The organism is Streptomyces sp. AgN23, from assembly GCF_001598115.1.
GTDB classification, from domain to species: Bacteria; Actinomycetota; Actinomycetes; order Streptomycetales; family Streptomycetaceae; genus Streptomyces; species Streptomyces antimycoticus.
Genome location: NZ_CP007153.1, coordinates 6,253,634 through 6,274,191, shown reverse-complemented (window position 1 = coordinate 6,274,191; position 20,558 = coordinate 6,253,634). Strand labels below are relative to the sequence as shown.

The window sequence follows — 20,558 nt, the reverse complement described above, 5'->3', positions numbered from 1 at the left end:
CGCCCCTGCCGCTATCCCCAGGTGAGCGGGTCGAGGTGGAGGTAGAACCGCTCCCGGTCACGGTCGAGGGCGGTGCCATAGCGCCGGGCGAACATCTCCTCCGCGTCGTCGGCCTGCCGGTCGTCGGCCCATGTCTCCCGGGCGGTGGCGAGCAGGAGGGCGAGGTCGGCGTAGGGGTCGGCGCGGCCGAGGCGGCCGAGGTCGATGAAGCCCGCCACCGTCCAAGTCGTCGGGTCGAGGACGATATTGGGCAGGCACAAATCCCCGTGGCAGACGACCGCCTGGGCGGCTTCCTGGGCGAGACGGCCCTCGACCTGCGGGGCAAGACGCGCGAGCAGTTCCTCGGGCGGGGTGTCCTGCTGCTCGACGGGCAGGAACTCCGGGTTGACCGCGCCCCGCGCCACGACCTCGCGTGCGGTGGCGAACGTCTGACGGAGGTCGCGGCTGAAGGGGCACGACTGGAGCGGCAGGTCGTGCAGTCGCCGCACGGCGTCGGCGATCGTCTCCCATGCCGCGTGGAGCGTGGCGGCCGGGACCCGGTCCGCGGGGACGCCTTCCACGGTGCTGGTCACCAGGCAGGCGCCGGCATCGGTGATGCGCCAGTCGAGGACTTGGGCGCCCGGCGCACCCTGCGCGTGAAGCCACGCGACCCGGTCCCGCTCCGCCTCCAGCGAGGCCACCTGCCGCGCGGGCACGCACTTCGCGTACCGGGAACCGTCATCGGAACGGAAGACGGCGGCCCCGGACTCCCCCGCGGTGACAGGCTCCCATCCGTCGCCGTCACGGCCCAGGGGCAGCAGCGTTCGCAGCACGCTCGAATCGATCACAACCCCAGGCTACGAGGGCGCCACGCCCAAGGTGACGCGGGCCGCGACCGGCAGGTGAGGCGTTCGTCGGCGGCGTGCGGATGCCGGACCCCGTGCGGGCGGGTGCAGGTCGCCCGCGGGGCCTCGGTTCCCGGGCGGGGTCCTTATCGCTGCCGCCGCGTTCAGTCCATTGCCGGCCGGGGGTGGGGCTGGAGGTTGAGCCGCCGCCGGTGATCGTCCAGAGTTGACAGATATATTTCGTGGCTCGATATATAGTCGACGCGTGACAAGACAGAACCCGTCCTTGACGGAACCGCAGTACTTCATCCTTGCCGCGCTCATGGACGGGCCGTTGCACGGTTACGGCATCATCAAGGCGGCCGAGCAGGCCACCGACGGGCGGCTCCGGATCGCTGTCGGCACCCTCTACGGCGCGCTGGACCGGATGGAGCGGGCCGGACTGGTGGCCGCCGACCATGAGGAGATCGTGGACGGGCGGGCGCGGCGCTACTACAAGCTCACCGAGGACGGCACCGCGATGCTCAGCCGGGAGGCATTGCGGATGCAGCAGGCGGCGGCCGTCGTCATCGGCCGCTCGCGGAATGCCGGAGCGGCCCCGGCATGAACCGTCTGCTGCTTGCGGCCTATCCCGAGCCCTACCGTTCCCGGCATGGAGAGGAGTTGCTGACCTGCCTCGCCGAGGCGTACCCCGGCCGCTCCTGGCCCCCGCCGCGGGAAGTCGCCGCCTTGGTGCGCGCCGGGGTGCAGGCCCGCGCCCGTGCCACCGCCCACGACACCGCTCGGCCGTGGTGGCTGGACGGCATCCACTTGGCCGCCCTGGCCCTCGCCGCGCTGGCGCTGGTTCCGTACTTGCAGGATGTGTGGCACTGGGCACTGCGCATCGACCCCGGACAGCACGCCATGGCCTTCCACTTCTCCGGCTGGTACCCGTGGGCCGAAGGTCCCACGCGGATACGGCTGCTGCCCTACGGGCTGCTCCCGCTGGTCTGCCTGATCGCTCTGCTGCGTGGCAGACCGTGGATCGCGCTGCCGGCCGCGGCAGCCATGATCTGGGCCGGCGCCACGTCCCACGGCCGCACCCTCTTCGGCGACGAGGGCAAGGCGGGCCTGGGCTACTACGGTCTTGGCACCCCGATAACCGTCCATGACCTGGTCCTGTCGGGGACACTGTGCGCCGCGTGCGCCGTGCTGACGGCCTGCCGTCCCAGCCGTCTGCGGCGCCGCTCGTACCGCTGGCTGGTGCCCGTCGTGCTCGCCATGTACGTGGCCGGGGGCCTGCACATCATCTCCGTCAGTCCAACCTTCCAACGCGGCCTGTTCGCCCTCGAAGTCGCCGCGCTGATCGCCGCGTGGGCGGCGACGGCCTCCACCGGGGATTACCGGTGGCTGATCCCCGTCGCGGCGGTCGCGTTTATCCGCACGCAGGCGATCGTGATCCAGCCGCAGGGGTTCATGCAGTCCCTGCCGGACCTGGTCGTCCTCGTCCTCCTGATCGCCCCCCTCCCGGTCCTGGCGATCACCGCCCAGCGCCGGCAGGGGCAGGCACTCGCCCAATAGGAGCGGACCCCCGGTGGGCCGACCGAGCCCGGCGGCCCACGTCGTACCGCAAGACGTGCGTGACCGAACTCCCCCCCAACGGAAGAAACAGAGCGATGACACAGCACGATTCACCATCCCTGCCCGCGCACGGTCCGGGGGCCTCAAGGCAGGCCCCCGAGGCCCCCGACGACCCCAGCCCGTCGCGTACGACACGGCCGTGGATGCCGGCTCTGCTGTACACCCTGGGGTTCCTGACGGTCTACCTGCTCGCCATCTGCACCCCGTGGGGGCAACGAGCTGAGAACCCCTGGTTTTATCTCGGTGAACAGGGCGGCGAAGCGGCATGGATCTACCCCCTGTCAGGAGCGGAATACGGCTCGACGCCCCTGCCGCCGCTGGAACTGAGCGCCAAGCCCACCCTGATGGTGGGCCTGGCCGTCATCGTGGTCCTCACCCTGGTGCGGCGGTGCTGGTGGCAGGGGGGCGCGGCACTCGGGGTCGTCATTCTCACGGCCGGAGGCAACGATGTGCTCAAATCGACCATCCTGCCCCGCCCCGATCTGGTGGGCGCGCCCGAGAATCTCCTTGATCAGGGTTTCCCCAGCGGGCACTCGGCCATCCCCGCCGCGCTGACCCTCGCCGCCGTCCTCGTGGTTTCCCCCCGCATCCGCCCCTACGTCGCCACGGCCGGTGTGCTGTGGCTCGCCTGCATCGCCGCCTACAGCGCGACCAACGGCGGCCACCGGCCCAGCGAAGTGCTGGGAGCCACACTGTTGGCCTGTGCCTGTTACGGCCTCGCAACCTGGCTGCTGCCGTCGGCCGCCGTGCCAGGCGCCACGCGGAGCCCCCGTGCGCTGCCCGTCATCACCCTGACGCTGGCACTGGCCATCGCCCTCGTTTCCGGCGCACGGAACGACACCCTCACAAGGTCACTGGTCTCCGGGGCGACGGGCTTCATATGTGCGGCCCTGGTCTGGTACGCCGCGGTCGGGCGGCCCGCACTCACCGCACGCCGCACACGCCCCGCACTGGGCTGACCACCCGGCAGGCTCCGGGCGGGAACCGGCGCATCCGGGCAAAGCGGCGGTCCGACGCCACCGTCCAGTCGTGGAAGCCGTCGACGCCCGAGCGGGGACGCCCTCCCGCCCGGCATGTCCTCCCGTAGTCCGGTCAACAAGCCGGTGCCACCCGGCGCGGCAACCGACCACGATGATCACGTGGCTGAACGCGTGCGGGTCCGGGACATTGATGACGACGAGGGCAGGCGCCTGCTGCGGATCATCCGTAGCGGCACTGGTTCGGTGGTGACCTGGCGGCGGGCTCAGATGGTGCTGTTATCCGCGCAGGGCATGCTGGTTGCGAAGATCGCCGAGGTGACGTTCACCAGCGACGACCGGATCCGCGACGTGCTCCACAACTTCAACGCGGACGGCTCCTATTGATGCTCTGTCACTCGAATTTCGCTTGAGGTGACACATCGGTAGCGGCCCGTTCGGTTACGCGGGACGGTAGGCCGCGCGGACGCGGCGGCCGCCGTCAACCACCAGGTCGGTGCCGGTGATCCAGGACGCCTCGTCGGAGACCAGCCAGCGGACGGCGCTCGCCACGTCCTCCGGTTCGCCGATGCGGGCCAGGGGGAGGGTGGCGGCGATGGCGGGTTCGTCGCGGTCCCAGACGAAGCGAGCCATCTCGGTGCGGACCAGGCCCGGGGAGACGGCGTTGACGCGGACCGACGGCGCCAGTTCGGCGGCGAGCTGGCGGGTGAGGCGGAGGAGGGCGGTCTTGGCGGTGCCGTAGGCGCCGACACCCGGGCCGACGCCGTGGGTGCCCTCGGTGCAGATGTTGACGACCGCGCCGCCGTGGTCGCCCATCCAGGCCCGCCAGGCCGCCTGGGTCAGCCGCAGCGGGGCCTCCACATTGACCGTGAAGGCCCTGCGCCAGGCGAGCGGGTCCACCGTCATCAGCGGGCCGAGCGGGGCGTTGGTGGCGGCGTTGTTGACCAGGATGTCGAGGCGGCCGAACTCCTCGAGGGTGCGGGCCACCGCCGCCTCCGGGTGCGCCGGGTCCGCCACGTCCCCGGAGCAGGCGACGGCGCGCGGGCCGAGGTGGCGTACGGCCTCGGCCAGTTCCTCAGGGTCCCGCGCCGTGAGGCACACCGCCGCACCGTCCGCCATCAGCGCCTTCGCCACCGCCAGGCCGATACCGCGTGAGGCGCCCGTGATCAGGGCCGCGCGTGCCACCGGCTCAGCCCCTCGTGCTCACCGTCTCCGTGTCCCGGCCCGACCGCAGCACCCTTCCCGGCACCGCGCCGGTGATCTCGTCGTCCCGGATGGTCTCGACCCCGCCGACCCGGACGCTCACGATCCCCATCGCCCGCGAGTCCAGCCGGGGGCTGTCGCCCGGCAGGTCGTGCACCAGCCGGGCCTGGCCCGCGTCGATCCGCTCGGGGTCGAAGAGGACCAGGTCGGCGTGGTAGCCCTCGGCGATCCGGCCGCGTTCGCGCAGCCCGAGCAGCCGCGCCGGATCGTCCGTCAGCATCCGCACCGCCCGCTCCAGGCCGACCAGCTTCCGGCCGCGCAGACAGTCCCCGATGAACCGGGTGGTGTACGGGGCGCCGCACATCCGGTCCAGATGGGCCCCCGCGTCCGAGCCGCCCAGCATGACGTCCTCGTGCTCCCAGGTCCGCCGGCGCAGCTCCCAGCTCGCCGGGTCGTTGTCGGTCGGCATGGGCCACAGCACCGTGCGCATCTGGTCGGCGGCGCAGATCTCCACCAGTGCGGCGAAGTCCTCCTGGCCGCGCTCGGCGGCGATGTCGCGGACGACGCGGCCGGTCAGCCCGGCGTTGGCCGCGCTGTAGGTGTCGCCGATGACGTACCGACCGAAGTGGGTGAGCCGGCGGAAGACCCCGGCCTCGGGGCTGCTCGCGCGACGCAGCATCTGCGCCCGGACGTCCGGGTCGCGGAGCTTCGCGATCCGCTCCGGGATCGGCAGCCCCAGGATGTCGCCCCAGCCCGGGATGAGGTTCAGCGCGCAGAAGGTGCCGAGCGACATGTTCATGGGGGTGAGGATCGGCATGGTGAGCGCGACGATCCTGCCGCCCGCCTTACGGGCCCGTTCGCCGGCCTGGAGCTGGCGCGGCACCCGCTCGGGGACGGCCGCGTCGATGGTCAGCACGTTCCAGTTGAGCGGGCGGCCGGCGGCCGCGCTCATCTCCACGAGCAGATCGATCTCCTCGTCGGCGAACTGGTCGAGACAGCCCGCCACGATCGCCTCGATCTGCGTGCCCTCGTGTTCGCCGACGGCCCGGGAGAGCGCCAGGAGCTCCTCGGGTTCGGCGTGACGGGAGGCGACCGGCTGTCCGTCCCCGTCCGAGTGGGTCGAGGACTGGGTGGTGGACAGCCCCCACGCCCCCGCGTCCATCGCCTCGTGGAAGAGCCGCAGCATCTCCTCCAGCTGCGCGGGCGTGGGCTGTCCGCCGATCGCGTCCTCGCCCATCACATGGCGGCGCAGCGCGCAGTGCCCCACCATGAAGCCCGCGTTGACGGCGATCCGGCCCTCCAGCGCGTCCAGGTACTCGCCGAAGCCGTACCAGTTCCAGGGCGCGCCCTGCTCCAGCGCCACCAGCGACATGCCCTCGACCCGGCTCATCATCCGCCGGGTGTAGTCGGCGTCGCCGGGCCGGTCGGGGTTGAGCGGGGCGAGGGTGAAACCGCAGTTGCCGCCCGCGACCGTGGTCACTCCGTGGTTCATGGAGGGGGTGGCGTACGGATCCCAGAACAGCTGGGCGTCGTAATGGGTGTGCGGGTCGACGAACCCGGGCGCGAGGACGAGCCCGGTGGCGTCCTCGGCGGACCGCGCCGGTTCGGTGACGGTACCGGGCTCGCCGATGGCCACGATCCGGCCGTCCCGGATGCCGACGTCGGCGACGTAGGAGGGCGCGCCGGTGCCGTCCGCCACGGTGGCGCCCTTGATCAGGTGGTCGAGCACGGGTGGATCCCTTCTCGCGTCTGCGGCTGCTGGGTCTCGGCTCACGCGACCGCGGCTGCTGGGGCTCCGCTCTCGCGTCCGCGGCTCCCGGGGGCTCCGCTCTCGCGTCCGCGGCCACGCGGCCTCGGCTCGCGCGTCCGCGGCTACCGGGTCTCGGCATGGCGGAAGCGGGTCGTGCGGTGCACCGGATCGGTGTCGATCTTCGGGATGACGTGCTCGCCGATGAGCTTGACCGTGTTCATCGTGTCCTCGTAGCCGATCCCGATCGGCAGCCCGAACGACAGCTGGTCGGCCCCGGCCTGCTCCCACCGCTTGCACTGGCGGAAGACCTCGTCCGGGTCGCCGCAGATCATCAGCTCCTCGGCGATGAGGAGTTCGATGATCTCCTCGGTGTACTCCGGCAGCAGCTCGGGCCACTCCGGGATGCCGTCGGGGCGGGGGAAGGTGTCGTGGTAGCGGAAGAGCAGCGACTGCAGATAGTTGAGCCCGCCGCCCACCGCGATCTCCACGGCCTTGGCATGGGTCTCCGCGCAGATCGCGGTGGAGGTGACCATCACGTTGTCGTTGACGAAGCCGCCGACCGGGTCGGCCTCCTTGATCGCGTTCTTGTAGGAGTCGAGGACCCACTCCATGTCGGATACCTTCTGGATGGAGAAGCCGAGCACGCCGAGGCCCTTCTTGCCGGCCATCGCGTACGACGGCGGCGATCCGGCCGCGTACCACATCGCCGGGTGGGAGCCCCCGTACGGCTTGGGCAGCACCTTGCGCGGCGGCAGCGACCAGTGCTTGCCCGCGAAGCCCTGGTACTCGTCCTGCAGCCACATCTTGGGGAACTCGGCGATCGTCTCTTCCCAGATCTCCTTGGTGGCGTTCATGTCGGTGATCCCCGGGAGGAAGCCGAGGATCTCGTGGCTGCCCGCGCCCCGGCCCGAGCCGAACTCGAACCGGCCGCCGGAGAGGTGGTCGAGCATCGCGACCTTCTCGGCCACCTTGACCGGGTGGTTGACCTGCGGCAGCGGGTTGAAGATGCCGGACCCCAGGTGGATGCGCTCGGTGGCGTGGGCGAGATAGCCGAGGTAGACGTCGTTCGCGGAGAGGTGGGAGTACTCCTCCAGGAAGTGGTGCTCGGAGGCCCATGCGTACTTGAAGCCGGACCGGTCGGCCTGGATGACGTACTCGGTCTCCTCGACGAGCGCGTGGTGCTCGGCCTCGGGGTCGGTTCGGCGTCGGCTTTCGGGGACGTATCCCTGCACAAAGAGTCCGAATTCCATGGAGGTTCACCGCCTCAGACGACTCGATCTGACGCATCGTCAGATTTTGATTGACTCTGGCACCGCGGACAGGGACCGTCAAGGGCCGAAGCCGCGCCGGACCCGGAGGGGTCCTAGAAGACCGAGACGCCGCTCAGCCAGCCGCCGTCGACGACGAACGGCTGGCCCGTCACATACGACGAGTCCTCGGACGACAGGAAGAGCGCGAGCCGCGCCACCTCCTCCGGGCGGCCGATCCGGCCCAGCGGCACCAGCTTGCGGTACAGCTCGTCGACCGCCGCGGATGCCTCCGCGGCGTCGGCGGCCGGGTCGAGCCGGGCCGGGTTGGTCATGGGGGTGTCGATCGCGCCCGGACAGATCGCGTTGACCCGGATGCCCTTGGCCGCGAGCTCCATCGCGGCCACCCGGGTCATCCCCACCACCGCCGCCTTCGTCGCGGCGTACGAGGTGAGGAAGGCCATACCGGACAGGGCGACGTACGAGGCGGTGTTCACGATCGTCCCGCCGCCCGCCGCCGCCAGCTCCGGCGCGAGGGTCCGCATCCCCAGGAACGCCCCGACCTGATTGACCTGGACCACCTCCAGGTACTCGGTGAGCGGGGTGCTGACCAGCTCGTTGAAGCGGAGGATCCCGGCGTTGTTGACCAGGCCGTCCACCGCGCCGAAGGCGTCCTTGGCGGCTTCGGCGGCGGCGTTCCAGTCGTCCTCCCGGCCCACGTCCAGATGGACGAAGCGGGCGCTCTCGCCCAGCTCCTTGGCCAGCGCCTCGCCCGGCTCGTCCAGCACGTCACAGAGGACCACCCGCGCACCCTCCGCCACGAACAGCCGCGCCTCGTGCTCACCTTGTCCGCGCGCCGCCCCGGTGATGACGACGACCCGCCCGTCCAGCTTGCCCATTCCGTTCTCCCTAGTCATCGAGGTGCGGAGCGACATCGGCAGCGAAGGCCGCCATCTGGTCGGTCAGTTCGGTGTGGTCCCGGCAGCGGAACCGCACCTGGATCTGGTCCACCCCCATCGCGGCGTAGGCGCGCAGGCTCTCGGCCAGCCGCTCCGGCGCGCCGGCCAGGGTCCGGCGCCCCACGCCCCAGCCGGGCTCGCCCACGTAGAGCGGCTCGGTGATCGCGCCGATCTCGGCGGGCTCGTCGATCCCCGCCTCGTCCCGCAGCGCGCGCAGCCGGGCGATCTGGCCGGGCAGCCGGTCCCGTGGATCGCCCTGGGGCAGCCAGCCGTCGCCCCGGTGCGCCGCGCGGCGCACCGCCGCGGGCGAGGAGCCGCCGATCCACAGCGGGGGCCGTGGCGTCTGGAGGGGGCGCGGGGCCTGCCCCAGACCGCTGAAGGCGAACCGCTCCCCGCGGAAGTCGGGGAACTCCTCCGGCCCCAGCGCCGCCTTCAGCGCGTCGACCGTCTCGTCCAGCAGCGCCCCGCGCCGGGCGAAGTCCACCCCGAGCGCGTCGAACTCCTCCCGCACATGCCCGGCCCCGACCCCGAGGATCAGCCGGCCGCCGGAGAGCTGGTCGAGCGTCGCGTACTGCTTGGCGGTCAGCAGCGGATGCCGCAGCGCGGCGACCGCCACATGGCTGAGCAGCCGCACCCGCTCGGTGGCCGCGGCGAGCCAGCCGAGGGTGGCCACCGGGTCGTACCAGACGGTGCCCATCGCGGCGGCCAGCCGCCGCGGGATCGCGACATGGTCGCAGACCGCGAGGTAGGCGAAGCCGAGCCGGTCGGCGGCGCGAGCGACCGCGAGCAGCTCGGCCGGGCCGGCCGCCGCCTCCCACGGCTCGGCGTAAAGGGTGGACTGCGACTGGACGGGCAGCTGCATGCCGTAGCTCAACCGGCCCCGGGGCAGGACGCGCATGCCGGGCCTCCTCGTCGGTGGACCGCCATCGTCGTATCGGACGTCGGCCATAGTGATATCTGACGGTCCATCAGACAAGGGGTATGGCGGTCTCGTCCCGCATTGCGAGGCCCTGCTAGCGTACGGACGTTCGACCTCGGGCCCATCGCCCGCCGCCCCGCTCAGGGGCCACCACGGGGGCACAGCAAGGGGCACACAGAGGGGCACGTGATGATCGAGACGGTCTTCCGCTGCGAAGATCTGCCCAGAGCGGAGCGGTTCGACTTCTGGCGTGAGCAGATGGCACAACTCATGGCGCCGATGGAGATGAGCAGCGACCACACCCGTGACTTCTGGGGAGAGGTGCGCATCCTCGACTTCGGCGCCGCCTCCGTATGGCCCACCACATTCCGTGAGATGAACTTCCGGCGTACCCCCAAGCTCATCCGGCAGTCCGACCCCGAGCTGTACCACTTCTCGTTCATCCTGGAGGGAAACCTCCAGGTCTCCCAGTCCCGCCAGGAGGCCGCGCACAGCGCGCAGGGGCTCTATGTCGTCGACACCTCGCGCCCCTTCGACTGCCTGGCCTTCGGCGGCCCTCCCGGAGGCGTGGGTCTGGAGATCCCCAAGGCCCTGATCCCGGTCCCGCACGACCGGATCGACCGGCTGCTCGCCCGGCCCATCCCGGCGCGCGACGGCGTCGGCGCCCTGCTGACCGGGTTCCTCGCCCGGCTGGCCGCGGACCGCGGCTCCTACGGTCCCTCCGACGGGCCGCGGCTGGGGACCGTACTGATCGACCTGGCGGCGGCGCTGCTCGCCCAGGCCGTCGAGGCCGACGACACCCTGCCGCCCGAGACCCACCGGCACACCCTGGCCTTACGGGTGCAGAGCTTCATCCAGCGGAACCTGTCCGACCCGCGGCTGTCACCGGCCACCATCGCCGCCGCGCACCACATTTCCGTCGGCTATCTGCACCGCCTCTTCCGCGCCCGCGACACCACGGTCTCCGCATGGATCCGGCAGCAGCGGCTGGACCGCGTCCGGCGCGACCTCACCGACCCGGGCCTGCACACCGTCCCCCTCCACGAACTCGCCGCCCGCTGGGGCTTCGCCCACCCCGCCGTCTTCAGCCGCGCCTTCCGCGCCGCGTACGGCATGCCGCCCAGCGACTACCGCCGCCTGGCACTGGCGTCCAGCGCGCCGGGCGCAACCCCGCGGCGCCCGGTGCGCACGGACTCCCGGCCCTCCGCACCACTCACGGCCCCTGCCACTTCGTAGGGGTGGGTGACGGCGCTGGGAGGGGGAGGGCCGGTGTGGGCCACAGCCTGCCGGAGCGCCCGGAGGATGTCATTGACCGGCAGTGACCGCTTTCTTGCTCCTCCGTGACCAAGGCGCCACGGAAGCCTGGCGGCCCGGGGCTACACCCCCGGCGCGCCCTCCCAGAGCCCGTCCGCCGTGAGCCCCAGCAGCTCGATCGCGTTGCCGCGCACGATCCGCTCCACGACGTCCGGCGCCAGATGCCCCATCTGCGCCTCGCCGACCTCGCGCGACGTGGGCCAGGTGGAGTCGGAGTGCGGATAGTCCGTCTCGTACAGGACGTTGCCGACCCCGATCGCGTCGAGGTTGCGCAGCCCGAAGGCGTCGTCGAAGAAGCATCCGTACACATGCTCCGCGAACAGCTCGGACGGCGGGCGCAGCACCTTGTCGGCCACTCCGCCCCAGCCCCGGTTCTCCTCCCAGACCACGTCGGCGCGTTCGAGGATGTAGGGGATCCAGCCGATCTGGCCCTCCGCGTACATCACCTTGAGGTTCGGGAAGCGCTCGAACTTGCCGCTCATCAGCCAGTCGACCATCGAGAAGCAGCAGTTGGCGAAGGTGATGGTGGAGCCGACCGCGGGGGGCGCGTCCGCGGAGGTCGAGGGCATCCGCGAGGAGGAGCCGATGTGCATCGCGATGACCGTGCCGGTCTCGTCGCATGCGGCGAGGAAGGGGTCCCAGTCGTCGGTGTGGATCGACGGCAGCCCGAGGTTCGGCGGGATCTCCGAGAAGCAGACGGCCCGCACCCCGCGCGCCGCGTTCCGCCGCACCTCGGCGGCGGCCAGCTCGGCGTCCCACAGCGGGACGATGATCAGCGGGATCAGCCGGCCCCGGGCCTCGGGGCCGCACCACTCCTCCACCATCCAGTCGTTGTACGCCCGGACCCCGAGCAGCCCCAGCTCGCGGTCGGCGGCCTCGGTGAAGGTCTGCCCGCAGAAGCGGGGGAAGGTCGGGAAGCAGAGCGCCGACTGGACGTGGTTGACGTCCATGTCCGCCAGCCGGTCCGGCACCGAGAAGGAGCCGGGCCGCATCTGCTCATAGGTGATGGCCTCGAGCCTGACCTCGTCCCGGTCGTATCCGACGGCGGTGTCCAGCCGGGTCAGCGGCCGGTGCAGCTCCTCGTACACCCACCAGTCCGCGAGCGGCCCGTCGTCCCCGGGCGCGCCCATCTTCGGGGCGAACCGGCCGCCGATGAAGGTCATCTCCTTCAGCGGCGCCCGGACGATGCGCGGCCCGGTGTCGCGGTACTTCGACGGGAGGCGGTCCCGCCAGACGTGAGGGGGCTCAACCGTGTGGTCGTCCACCGAGATTATCTTCGGGAAGCTCTCCATGACTGCACGGTAGCGCCGATCTGACGGATCGTCAGCTCACTGGACGCCTCCCACGAGGTTCGGGCGATGCCACGGACACGTCGCACTCTTTACTGACGTACGACCCACGGGCACGGCAGACTGGCCATACAGCGAGGAAGCGTGTGCGGGGGGCACCATGGTCGGCGACGAGCGCCTGGGGCGGCGGACAGGTTCCACCGGATCCGTACCGGACGGGTCGTGCCGCGGTGACGAGGCGAACCTCGCCCTCGGCGAGGACCCCGACCCCGCCCTCGACCGGACGCGGATCGAGCTGGAGTGGGAGAGCGGCTACCGCGCCGATGTCGTCCCCGGGCTCCGTCCGCACGCCGCCCCACAGCCCGCCGCCGCGTTCTCCCGGCCCACCGCCGTGGGCCGCCCGGAACGCCCCCTGGCCGCCGACACCACCACCGTCCGCCCCGCGCAACTGCCGGCCGCGGTGTCCGACTTCACCGGCCGCGAGGACCTCGTACGGGAGCTGAACGACCGGCTGGCGCCCCCCTCCGACCGGCCGGCCGCCATCGCCATCGCCGGTATCGGAGGCATCGGCAAGACCGCCCTGGCCGTCCATCTCGCCCACACCGCCCGCCACCACTTCCCCGACGGCCAGCTCTACATCGACCTCGGCGGTGCGGGCTCCTCCCCCGCCGACCCCGAAACCGTGCTCGGCGCCTTCCTGCGCTCGCTCGGCACCCCCGACGCCGCCATCCCGGACGGCACCGAGGAGCGTGCCGCGCTCTACCGCGCCACTCTCGAAGGCCGCCGGGTCCTCGTCCTGCTGGACAACGCCCGCGACGCCGCCCAGATCCGGCCGCTGCTCCCGGGCGACGGCGCACCGGAGTGCGTGGCGCTGATCACCAGCCGCGCCCATATGGCCGGCCTGGACCGCGCCCACCTGGTCGACCTGGACGCGATGAGCCCGACCGAGGCGTTCGCCCTCTTCGCGCTGATCGTGGGCGAGGAGCGGGCGATGGTCGAGCGCGCGGCGGTCATGGAGGTGGTGGCGTCCTGCTCCTACCTCCCGCTCGCCATCCGCATCGCGGCCTGCCGGCTCGCCTCCCGCCGCACCTGGACCGTCTCCGTTCTCGCCCGCAAACTCGCCGACGAGCGCCGGCGGCTGGACGAGCTGCGGGCCGGGGATCTGGCGGTCAAGGCGACCTTCGGGCTCGGCTACGGACAGCTCGACCCGGCCCAGGCCCGCGCCTTCCGGCTGCTCGGCCTCGTCGGCGGCCCGGACATCTCCCTGCCGGCCGCCGGCGCGGTGCTCGGCCTCGACGTCGAGGAGACCGCCCGGCTCCTCACCTCCCTCGTGGACATCTCGCTGCTGGAGTCCGCCGTACCGGGGCGCTACCGCTTCCACGACCTCGTACGGCTCTACGCGCGGTCCTGCGCCGAGCGGGAGTCGCAGGCGGCGGCGGAGCGCGAGGAGGCGCTGTCGCGGCTGCTGGACTTCTACCTCGCCACGGCGGCGCGGGTGTACGCCATGGAGCGGCCTGGTGATCGCATGGTCGAGCACCTGGAGCCCACCGGCCATCCCGGACTGCGCTTCGAGACCTCGAAGGCCGCCCTGGACTGGCTCTTCGCGGAGGGCGACTGCCTGCTCGAGTGCGTGCCCAGGTGCACCGGGGAGACCACTCGCCGCCGCGCCGGGGATCTGCTGCTGGGCGCGCTGGACCTCGCCGAGTCCGGGGCCCGGCCGCGGCAGTACGAAACGGTGGCGCGGGCGGCCGGCGACGCGGCCCACGCGGCCGCGGACTCCCGTACCGAGGCCCGCGCCCGCTCGGCGCTGGGGCATCTGTACAGCTTCACGGGCCGGTACGCCCAGGCCGAGCGCGAGCTTCGCCTCGCCCTGGAGCTGGACGGCGAGGATCCGGTGATCGCCAGCCGCGCCTCCAATCAGCTCGGCATCGTCACCAACGGCCTGGGGCGGTACGACGACGCGGAGCGGTTCCTCGGACAGGCCCTCGAGGCGTTCCGCGCCGATGCCAACGAGGCCGGTGAGGCGAGCGCCCTGGCCAACCTCTCCCGGCTCCATGTGAGCCGGGGCCGCACCCGGAGCGGGGTGGAACTGGCCGAGCAGGGGCTCGCCATCTACCGCAGGCTCGGCGCCCCCTTACGGCTCGCCAACGGGATGTACACCCTCGGCATCGCGCTGACGCGTGCCCACCGACTGGAAGAGGCGGCCGTTCACCTCACCGAGGCGCTCGACCTGTTCCGCGAAGCCCGTCAGCCGCTGTGGGAGGGCATGGCACATTTCCGGCTGGCCGAAATGCATCTGGCAGCACATCGCCCCACCAAGGCGGTGACGCACGCCGAACAGTCCCTCGCCCTGGGCGGACTCGGCGGCGAGTGGCGACGTTTCTCCTTTCTCACCGTTCTGTCGAAGGCCCTGATGGCGGCCGGACAGCGAAGCCGGGCCCAGGAGTACTGGAGCCAGGCACAGACCCTTCGCGAACGGCTGGGCTCGCCCGAGCCCGAGGAGGTGCGCCAACTGCTGGCGACCTCGGCACCGGACCTCCCGGCGGCCGCAGACCCGAATCCCGGCCATCGGGGCGCCTTCGGAGTCGGCCCCCCGGTGTCCGAAAACGGGCCCTGGAACTGACGATCCGTCGGCAAACGGAGGTCTCGAAGTCGGGCGGGCCTTGTGGAGAGGTCCGGCCCCTACTGACGTAAGGGGTATTGGCAAGGCAAACTGGCCCGTGCAACTGGGAGCGGAGGCAGGGGGAGACCATGGCCGGCGAGAAGGAGCGGGCGCAGGAGCAGTCCTTGCGCTTCACCGTGCTCGGACCGGTACGGGCCTTTCGGGGCGAGGAACAGCTGAGCACCGGATCACCGCAGCAAAGAGCCCTGCTCGCCGCTCTGTTGCTGCGCGGCGGGCGCACCGCCACCGCCCCCGAACTCGTCGACGCCCTGTGGGGCGACGATCCGCCGGACGCCGCCATCGCGGCGCTGCGCACCTACGCCTCCCGGCTGCGCAAGGTGTTCGCCCCGCATTCGGACATCCTGGTCAGCGAATCGGGCGGCTATGCGCTCCAAGTGGGCCTCGGGGCCCTGGACATCGATGTGGCCGAGAGCCTGGCGACGGAGGCGGAGAAGGCCCGGCACTCGGGCGACCGGCTGCGCGCCCATGAGCTCATCGGCCGGGCGCTGGACCTCTGGAACGGTGAGGCCCTGGCCGGGCTGTCGGGGCCCTACGCCACGACGCAGCGCGCCCGGCTGTCGGAATGGCAGCTCGTGCTCACCGAGACCAGACTCGATCTCGACCTGGAGCTGGGTCACCACACCGAGGTGGTCTCCGAGCTCACCGCGCTGACCGCCGCCCATCCGCTCCGGGAGCGGCTGCGCGAGCTGCTGATGCTGGCGCTCTACCGCAGCGGCCGGCAGGCCGAGGCCCTGGCGGTGTACAACGACACCCGGCGGCTGCTCGCCGAGGACCTCGGCGTGGACCCCTGCCCGGAGCTGTCCGAGCTGCATCAGCGCATTCTGCAGGCGGATGCCGAGCTGGCGAGCCCGGTGGACGACCGCACGCACGCCGGGCCCAGCTTCGTGAGGCCGGCCCAGCTGCCCGCGACGGTCGCGGACTTCACCGGCCGGGTCGCCTTCGTCGAGGAGCTGAGCGATGAGCTCGCCACCGCCGAGGGGCGTGTCATGGCCGTGTCAGCCGTGGCCGGAATCGGTGGAGTCGGCAAGACGACGCTCGCCGTGCACGTCGCCCACGCGGCCCGCGCCCACTTCCCCGACGGCCAGCTCTACGTCGACCTCCAGGGCGCCGGCCCGGTGCCCGCGGAGCCCAACGCGATCCTGGGCGCCTTCCTGCGCGCCCTCGGCACCCCGGACAGCGCGATCCCCGAGGGCGTCCACGAGCGGGCCGCGCTCTACCGCTCGAGGCTGGACGGCCGCCGGGTGCTCACGCTGCTCGACAACGCACGCGACGCCGCACAGGTCAGGCCGCTGCTGCCCGGTACGCCGGGCTGCGCCGCGCTGATCACCAGCCGGACCCGGATGGTCGACCTGGAGGGCGCCCACCTGGTCGACCTGGATGTGATGAGCCCCGAGGAGGCGCTGGTCCTCTTCACCCGCATCGTGGGCGCGGAGCGGGTCAGCTCCGAGCGCGACGCGGCCATGGACGTGGTGGCGGCCTGCGGCTTCCTGCCGCTGGCCATCCGGATCGCCGCCTCCCGGCTGGCCTCGCGCCGCACCTGGACCGTCTCCACGCTGGCGCGCAAGCTCGCCAACCAGCGCCGGCGGCTGGACGAGCTGCGGGCCGGCGACCTGGCCGTACGGGCCACTTTCGAGCTGGGCTACGGCCAGCTGGAGCCGCCGCAGGCCCGGGCGTTCCGGTTGCTGGGGCTCGCGGACGGCCCCGACATCTCGCTCGCCGCGGCGGCCGTCGTCCTGCAGCTGGACACCTTCGACGCCGAGGAGCTCCTGGAGTCCCTGGTCGACGCCTCCCTGCTGGAGTCCGCGGCGCCCGGCCGCTACCGCTTCCACGACCTCGTACGGCTCTACGCGCGTGACCGCGCGGAGCGGCACCAGTCGGCCACGGAACGCGAGGCGGCGCTCTCCCGGCTGCTGAGCTTCTACCTCGCCACGGCGGCGCGGGTGTACGCCATGGAGCGGCCGGGCGACCGGCTGGGCGACCACCTGGCCCCCGCCGACCACCCCGGCCTGGTCTTCCCGCATCAGGACGCCGCCTTGGACTGGCTGTTCACCGAGGCGGACTGCCTGCTGGCCTGCGCCCAGCAGGCCGCCTCGGGCACCACCCTGGGCCGGGCGGCGGATCTGCTGCTCGCCGCCATGGACCTGGCCGAATCCGGTGCCAACGCCCCGCGCTACGAGGCCGTCGCCCGCGTCGTCAGCGAGACGGCACACACGGTCGGCGACACCCGGGCCGAGGGCCGGGCCCGCACCTGCCTGGCCAAGGTGCACAACCTCACCGGCCGGCTGGAGGAGGCCGACGCGGAGGCGGAGCGCGCCCTGGCCCTGGGCTCCACGGTCGAGGACCACGTGACCATGGGGCGCGCCCTCACCGAGCGCGGCATCATCGCGCACCTCAGCCGCACCCGCTGGGACGACGCGGAGCGGCACTTCCTCCGTGCCATCGACGCCTACCGGGCCGTGGACGACCAGCCCGGCGAGGCCAGCGCGCTGTGCAACCTGTCCCGCGCGTATGTGGAGATGGGCCGGATCGACAGCGCCGTGGACCTGGCCCGGCAGGGCGTGCGGATCTACGGAAGCCTGGGGCGCACCCTGCGCCTGGCCAACGGCAAGTACGCGCTGGGTATCGCCCTGACCGGGTCCGGAAGCCTGACCCACGCGCTGGAGCAGCTCACCGAGGCCCTCGGCCTCTTCCGTGAGCACCGCCAGCCGCTCTGGGAGGGCATGACCCACCAGCGGATGGCCGAGGCGCATCTGTCCATCGGGCGCCCGGCGGAGGCCGCCACCCACGCCGAACAGGCCCTCGCCCTGCGGGGCATCGGGGGCGAGTGGCGCCGGGCCATCGTGCTGACGCTGCTCGGCAAGGCGCTGCTGGAACTCGGCCAGAACGAGCGCGCGGATGCCTGCTGGCGTGAGGCGCTGTCGATTCACGAGCGGCTGGGAGCACCGGAGGCAGAGGACGTCCGGGGGCTTCTGGCCCCCGCGACCGCGGCATAACCGCGCGTCCCGCCGACCGTTCATCAATCGTTTATCGCCGTCCGGGAGTCTTAGTACCGGTCGACCCGTCCCCGCGGGGGGCAGACGGGTCGGTTGCGAGGTCACACCGTAAGGTGGGCGGCCCTTTTGAGACACCTGTCCGGCGACCCACGGGGGAGTCGCCGGGCGGGTGTCAACGGGCCTCTACCGACCAGAGCATCCGATGGAGTTGATCGTGACAAGCACGGACAAGAAGCCCCAGTCCGACACCTACCGGCCACTGGAGGCCGACCCGGCGACCCTCACTCCTCAGGACGAGGGCCACACGTCGGCGCCGCCGCAGGCGGTCACCCAGGGCGAAGGCCACACGCCCGCCCCGCCGCAGCTGAGCACGCGGGGAGAGGGCCACACGCCCGCGCCGCCGCAGCTGAGCACGCAGGGGGAGGGCCACACGCCCGCGCCTCCGCAGCTCAGCACCATGGACGAGGGTCACACCCCGGCGCCGCCGCAGCTGAGCGCCGAGGGCGAGGGCCACACTCCCTCGGCACCCCAGTAGGCCACCACGGAAGGTCGCTCGTATCCACCAGGTAACCGCGGGGCCGATGTCGATGACGCGGAGGGGACGTCATCGGCGTCGGCCCCTCTGTGCGGGCGCCTCCGGACGATCGGCTCCGCGCACCACCGGGCGGGCCCCCTTTCCGCCAAGCTTCGACCAGTTCCGGCCAGATGGCCGAACACGCGTACCCCTCTTTGTTAATTTGCAGTACAAAATAGATAATCACCCCCCGTATCGGAGGAACCGGAATGACTCGTGCCACAAAGGGCATTGCGACCTTGATTATCGCTATAGGTGCCGCGGTCGGAGCCACAAGCCAGACAGCCGCATTCGCAGCTGCAAGCGATAGTCACACCCCCATCGTCGGCGTGGACAGTAGCGAATACGCCACTGCCGCCGCCCCGGCCCCGCAGGGCGAGGGCCATGCTCCCACCAGCCCGCAGTAGGCGCGGCGAGACGACTTACGCAGGCCGAAGGGGCCGGGCGAACATGCCCGGCCCCTTGGTGATGCCCCGCCCGCGCACGCCTTGGACGGCGACCGGGGTCTTACGAGACTGACCGGCCCGCCCGCAGCTCGGCCTTGAGGACCTTGCCGCTGGCGTTGCGCGGCAGCTCGGCCAGGAACACCACCTGCCGCGGCACCTTGTAGTTGGCCATCTCCCGGCGCGACCAGGCGATCAGATCGTCCGCCGTCAGCGTCGAGTCCGGGCGGCGGACCGCGTACGCCTTGGCCACCTCGCCCAGGCGCGGGTCCGGGATGCCGACGACGGCGACGTCGGCCACATCGGGGTGGCGGGCGATGAGTTGCTCGATCTCGGCGGGATAGGCGTTGAAGCCGCCGACGATGAACATGTCCTTGATGCGGTCGGTGATGCGCAGATTGCCCTGCTCGTCCAGCACCCCGACATCGCCGGTCCGCAGCCAGCCGTCGGGGGTGATGGTGCGGGACGTGGCGATCGGATCCTCGAAGTAGCCGGGGGTGATGTGGTAGCCGCGGACCCAGACCTCGCCCGGCCGCCCCGGCGGGAGTTCGCGCCCGGTGGGATGGGCGATCTTGACCTCGGTGTCCGGAATCGCGCGGCCCGCCGTACCCGCGATGACCTCGGGCGGATCGCCACGGCGGCACATCGTGACGGTGCCCGACGCCTCCGTCAGGCCGTACGCCGTCAGGACGGTGGCGACCCCGAGCTCCGAGCGCAGCCGTTCCACCAGCTCCAGCGGGACCACGGCGGCGCCGGTGACGACCAGGCGCAGCGTGGACAGGTCATGGCCGGCGCGGGACGGGTGGTCGAGGAGCGACTGGTGGAGGGTGGGCGGGCCGGGGAGGACGGTGATGCGCTCGGCGGCGATGTTGGCCAGGGCGGTCTCCACACTGAAGACCGGCTGCGGCACCATCGTGGCGCCGCGGCTCAGACAGGCGATGATGCCCGCCTTGTAGCCGAAGGTGTGGAAGAACGGGTTCACGATCAGATAGCGATCGTCCGCCGCCAGCCCCGTGATCTCGCTCCAGGTGTCGAAGACGCGCACGGTCTGAAAGTGCGTGGTCACCACGCCCTTGGGCCGGCCGGTGGTGCCGGAGGTGAAGGTGATGTCGGAGGGGTCCGTGGGACGCACCGCCTCCGCCCGGGACCGGACCTCCGCCGGCGATACGGCGTCGCCCAGCGCCAGGAACTCCTTCCAGGTGCGGAAGTCCTCCGGGCCGTTGTCGGCGAGGACGACCACCTCCCGCAGGTAGGGCAGGCGCGGCAGGGGGCCGTGGCCCGCCCCCTCCCCCGCCGCCCGGCGCAGCGACGCCACATACGAGGTGCCCAGGAAGGTGCCGGTGATGAACAGGTGCGAGGCCCGGGTGCGGCGCAGCACATACGCCGCCTCGGCGCCCTTGAAGCGGGTGTTGACCGGGACCAGCACGCCGCCCGCGGTGACCGCGCCGAGCGCCGCCACGATCCAGTCGGTGGTGTTGGGCGCCCAGATCGCGGCGCGGTCGCCCGGTTCGAGGCCCGAGGCGACGCACGCGGCCGCGGCCCGTTCGATCCGGGCGCCGAGCTCGGTGTACGAGATCCGGGCGCGGCCCTCGACCACGGCCTCGGCCGGGCCGTACCGCTCGACCGCCGCCCGGATCAGTGCCGGGACGGTGTTCCCCTGTGCCATCCGTTGCATCGGACCGCTCCCCTCCCCGGAACCCGGGACGGACGACCCCACTAGCTGACTACCCGTCAGATTAGCGGTAGCCTTCCCCGCTGTCAGC

15 protein-coding genes and 1 pseudogene are annotated in these 20,558 nt (G+C 72.0%); 8 read left to right on the top strand and 8 right to left on the bottom strand.

Going from position 1 to position 20,558, the window contains the following annotated elements; genetic code table 11:
• Nucleotides 1–11 precede the first annotated feature (11 nt).
• A complete protein-coding gene (locus tag AS97_RS27285; RefSeq protein WP_236670047.1) occupies nucleotides 12–812 on the bottom strand; it encodes an APH(3'') family aminoglycoside O-phosphotransferase in 801 nt (266 codons plus the stop codon).
• A 277-nt stretch (nucleotides 813–1,089) separates the two neighbouring features.
• On the opposite strand from AS97_RS27285, the gene AS97_RS27280 reads away from it, so the two are divergent.
• The 4 genes and pseudogenes from AS97_RS27280 to AS97_RS47660 form a co-directional block, all read left to right on the top strand.
• On the top strand, nucleotides 1,090–1,431 hold the full coding sequence (locus AS97_RS27280) for a helix-turn-helix transcriptional regulator (RefSeq protein WP_059148868.1): 342 nt from the start codon (nucleotides 1,090–1,092) through the stop codon (nucleotides 1,429–1,431).
• The gene (locus AS97_RS27275; protein ID WP_059148869.1) at nucleotides 1,428–2,384 is read left to right on the top strand and encodes a hypothetical protein; all 957 of its coding nucleotides are present in this window, start codon (nucleotides 1,428–1,430) and stop codon (nucleotides 2,382–2,384) included. The genes AS97_RS27280 and AS97_RS27275 overlap by 4 nt, the downstream gene beginning before the upstream one ends.
• A gap of 203 nt (nucleotides 2,385–2,587) precedes the next feature.
• Entirely contained in the window at nucleotides 2,588–3,403 is an 816-nt protein-coding gene (locus AS97_RS27270; protein WP_247204504.1) for a phosphatase PAP2 family protein, read from the top strand.
• Between the two features lie 180 nt (nucleotides 3,404–3,583).
• Nucleotides 3,584–3,799 (top strand): annotated as a pseudogene (locus tag AS97_RS47660) (helix-turn-helix domain-containing protein); the annotation flags it as partial.
• 63 nt (nucleotides 3,800–3,862) lie between these two features.
• Here the strand turns inward: AS97_RS47660 and AS97_RS27260 are convergent.
• The 5 genes from AS97_RS27260 to AS97_RS27240 form a co-directional block, all read right to left on the bottom strand.
• Nucleotides 3,863–4,606, bottom strand: coding sequence for an SDR family oxidoreductase (locus tag AS97_RS27260; protein WP_086709806.1), 744 nt, complete (start codon nucleotides 4,604–4,606; stop codon nucleotides 3,863–3,865).
• Between the two features lie 4 nt (nucleotides 4,607–4,610).
• On the bottom strand, nucleotides 4,611–6,398 hold the full coding sequence (locus AS97_RS27255) for a D-aminoacylase (protein WP_210565815.1): 1,788 nt from the start codon (nucleotides 6,396–6,398) through the stop codon (nucleotides 4,611–4,613).
• Nucleotides 6,399–6,496: 98 nt separating this feature from the next.
• Nucleotides 6,497–7,624: an LLM class flavin-dependent oxidoreductase gene (locus AS97_RS27250; protein WP_086709808.1), complete on the bottom strand. Its 1,128-nt coding sequence runs from the start codon at nucleotides 7,622–7,624 to the stop codon at nucleotides 6,497–6,499.
• A 113-nt stretch (nucleotides 7,625–7,737) separates the two neighbouring features.
• Complete coding sequence (locus AS97_RS27245; protein ID WP_210565814.1) at nucleotides 7,738–8,520, bottom strand: SDR family NAD(P)-dependent oxidoreductase; 783 nt, start codon at nucleotides 8,518–8,520, stop codon at nucleotides 7,738–7,740.
• Between the two features lie 10 nt (nucleotides 8,521–8,530).
• Nucleotides 8,531–9,478: an LLM class F420-dependent oxidoreductase gene (locus tag AS97_RS27240; RefSeq protein WP_125760672.1), complete on the bottom strand. Its 948-nt coding sequence runs from the start codon at nucleotides 9,476–9,478 to the stop codon at nucleotides 8,531–8,533.
• A 210-nt stretch (nucleotides 9,479–9,688) separates the two neighbouring features.
• Here AS97_RS27240 and AS97_RS27235 point away from each other — a divergent pair, with 210 nt between their 5' ends.
• A complete protein-coding gene (locus tag AS97_RS27235) occupies nucleotides 9,689–10,735 on the top strand; it encodes a helix-turn-helix domain-containing protein (protein ID WP_125760670.1) in 1,047 nt (348 codons plus the stop codon).
• Nucleotides 10,736–10,875: 140 nt separating this feature from the next.
• Here AS97_RS27235 and AS97_RS27230 read toward each other — a convergent pair whose 3' ends face one another.
• A complete protein-coding gene (locus AS97_RS27230; protein WP_059148877.1) occupies nucleotides 10,876–12,105 on the bottom strand; it encodes an amidohydrolase family protein in 1,230 nt (409 codons plus the stop codon).
• A gap of 157 nt (nucleotides 12,106–12,262) precedes the next feature.
• Here AS97_RS27230 and AS97_RS27225 point away from each other — a divergent pair, with 157 nt between their 5' ends.
• From AS97_RS27225 to AS97_RS27215, 3 genes are all read left to right on the top strand, one after another.
• Nucleotides 12,263–14,725: a tetratricopeptide repeat protein gene (locus AS97_RS27225; protein WP_210565813.1), complete on the top strand. Its 2,463-nt coding sequence runs from the start codon at nucleotides 12,263–12,265 to the stop codon at nucleotides 14,723–14,725.
• Between the two features lie 128 nt (nucleotides 14,726–14,853).
• Nucleotides 14,854–17,778 carry a BTAD domain-containing putative transcriptional regulator gene (locus AS97_RS27220; protein WP_086706258.1) on the top strand — a complete coding sequence of 975 codons (2,925 nt, stop codon included), beginning with the start codon at nucleotides 14,854–14,856 and terminating at the stop codon, nucleotides 17,776–17,778.
• Nucleotides 17,779–17,992: 214 nt separating this feature from the next.
• Nucleotides 17,993–18,313: a hypothetical protein gene (locus AS97_RS27215; protein WP_210565812.1), complete on the top strand. Its 321-nt coding sequence runs from the start codon at nucleotides 17,993–17,995 to the stop codon at nucleotides 18,311–18,313.
• 546 nt (nucleotides 18,314–18,859) lie between these two features.
• On the opposite strand, the gene AS97_RS27210 is transcribed toward AS97_RS27215, so the two are convergent.
• Nucleotides 18,860–20,470, bottom strand: a complete 1,611-nt coding sequence (locus AS97_RS27210) for a FadD3 family acyl-CoA ligase (protein ID WP_210565811.1) — start codon at nucleotides 20,468–20,470, stop codon at nucleotides 18,860–18,862.
• Nucleotides 20,471–20,558: the final 88 nt, after the last annotated feature.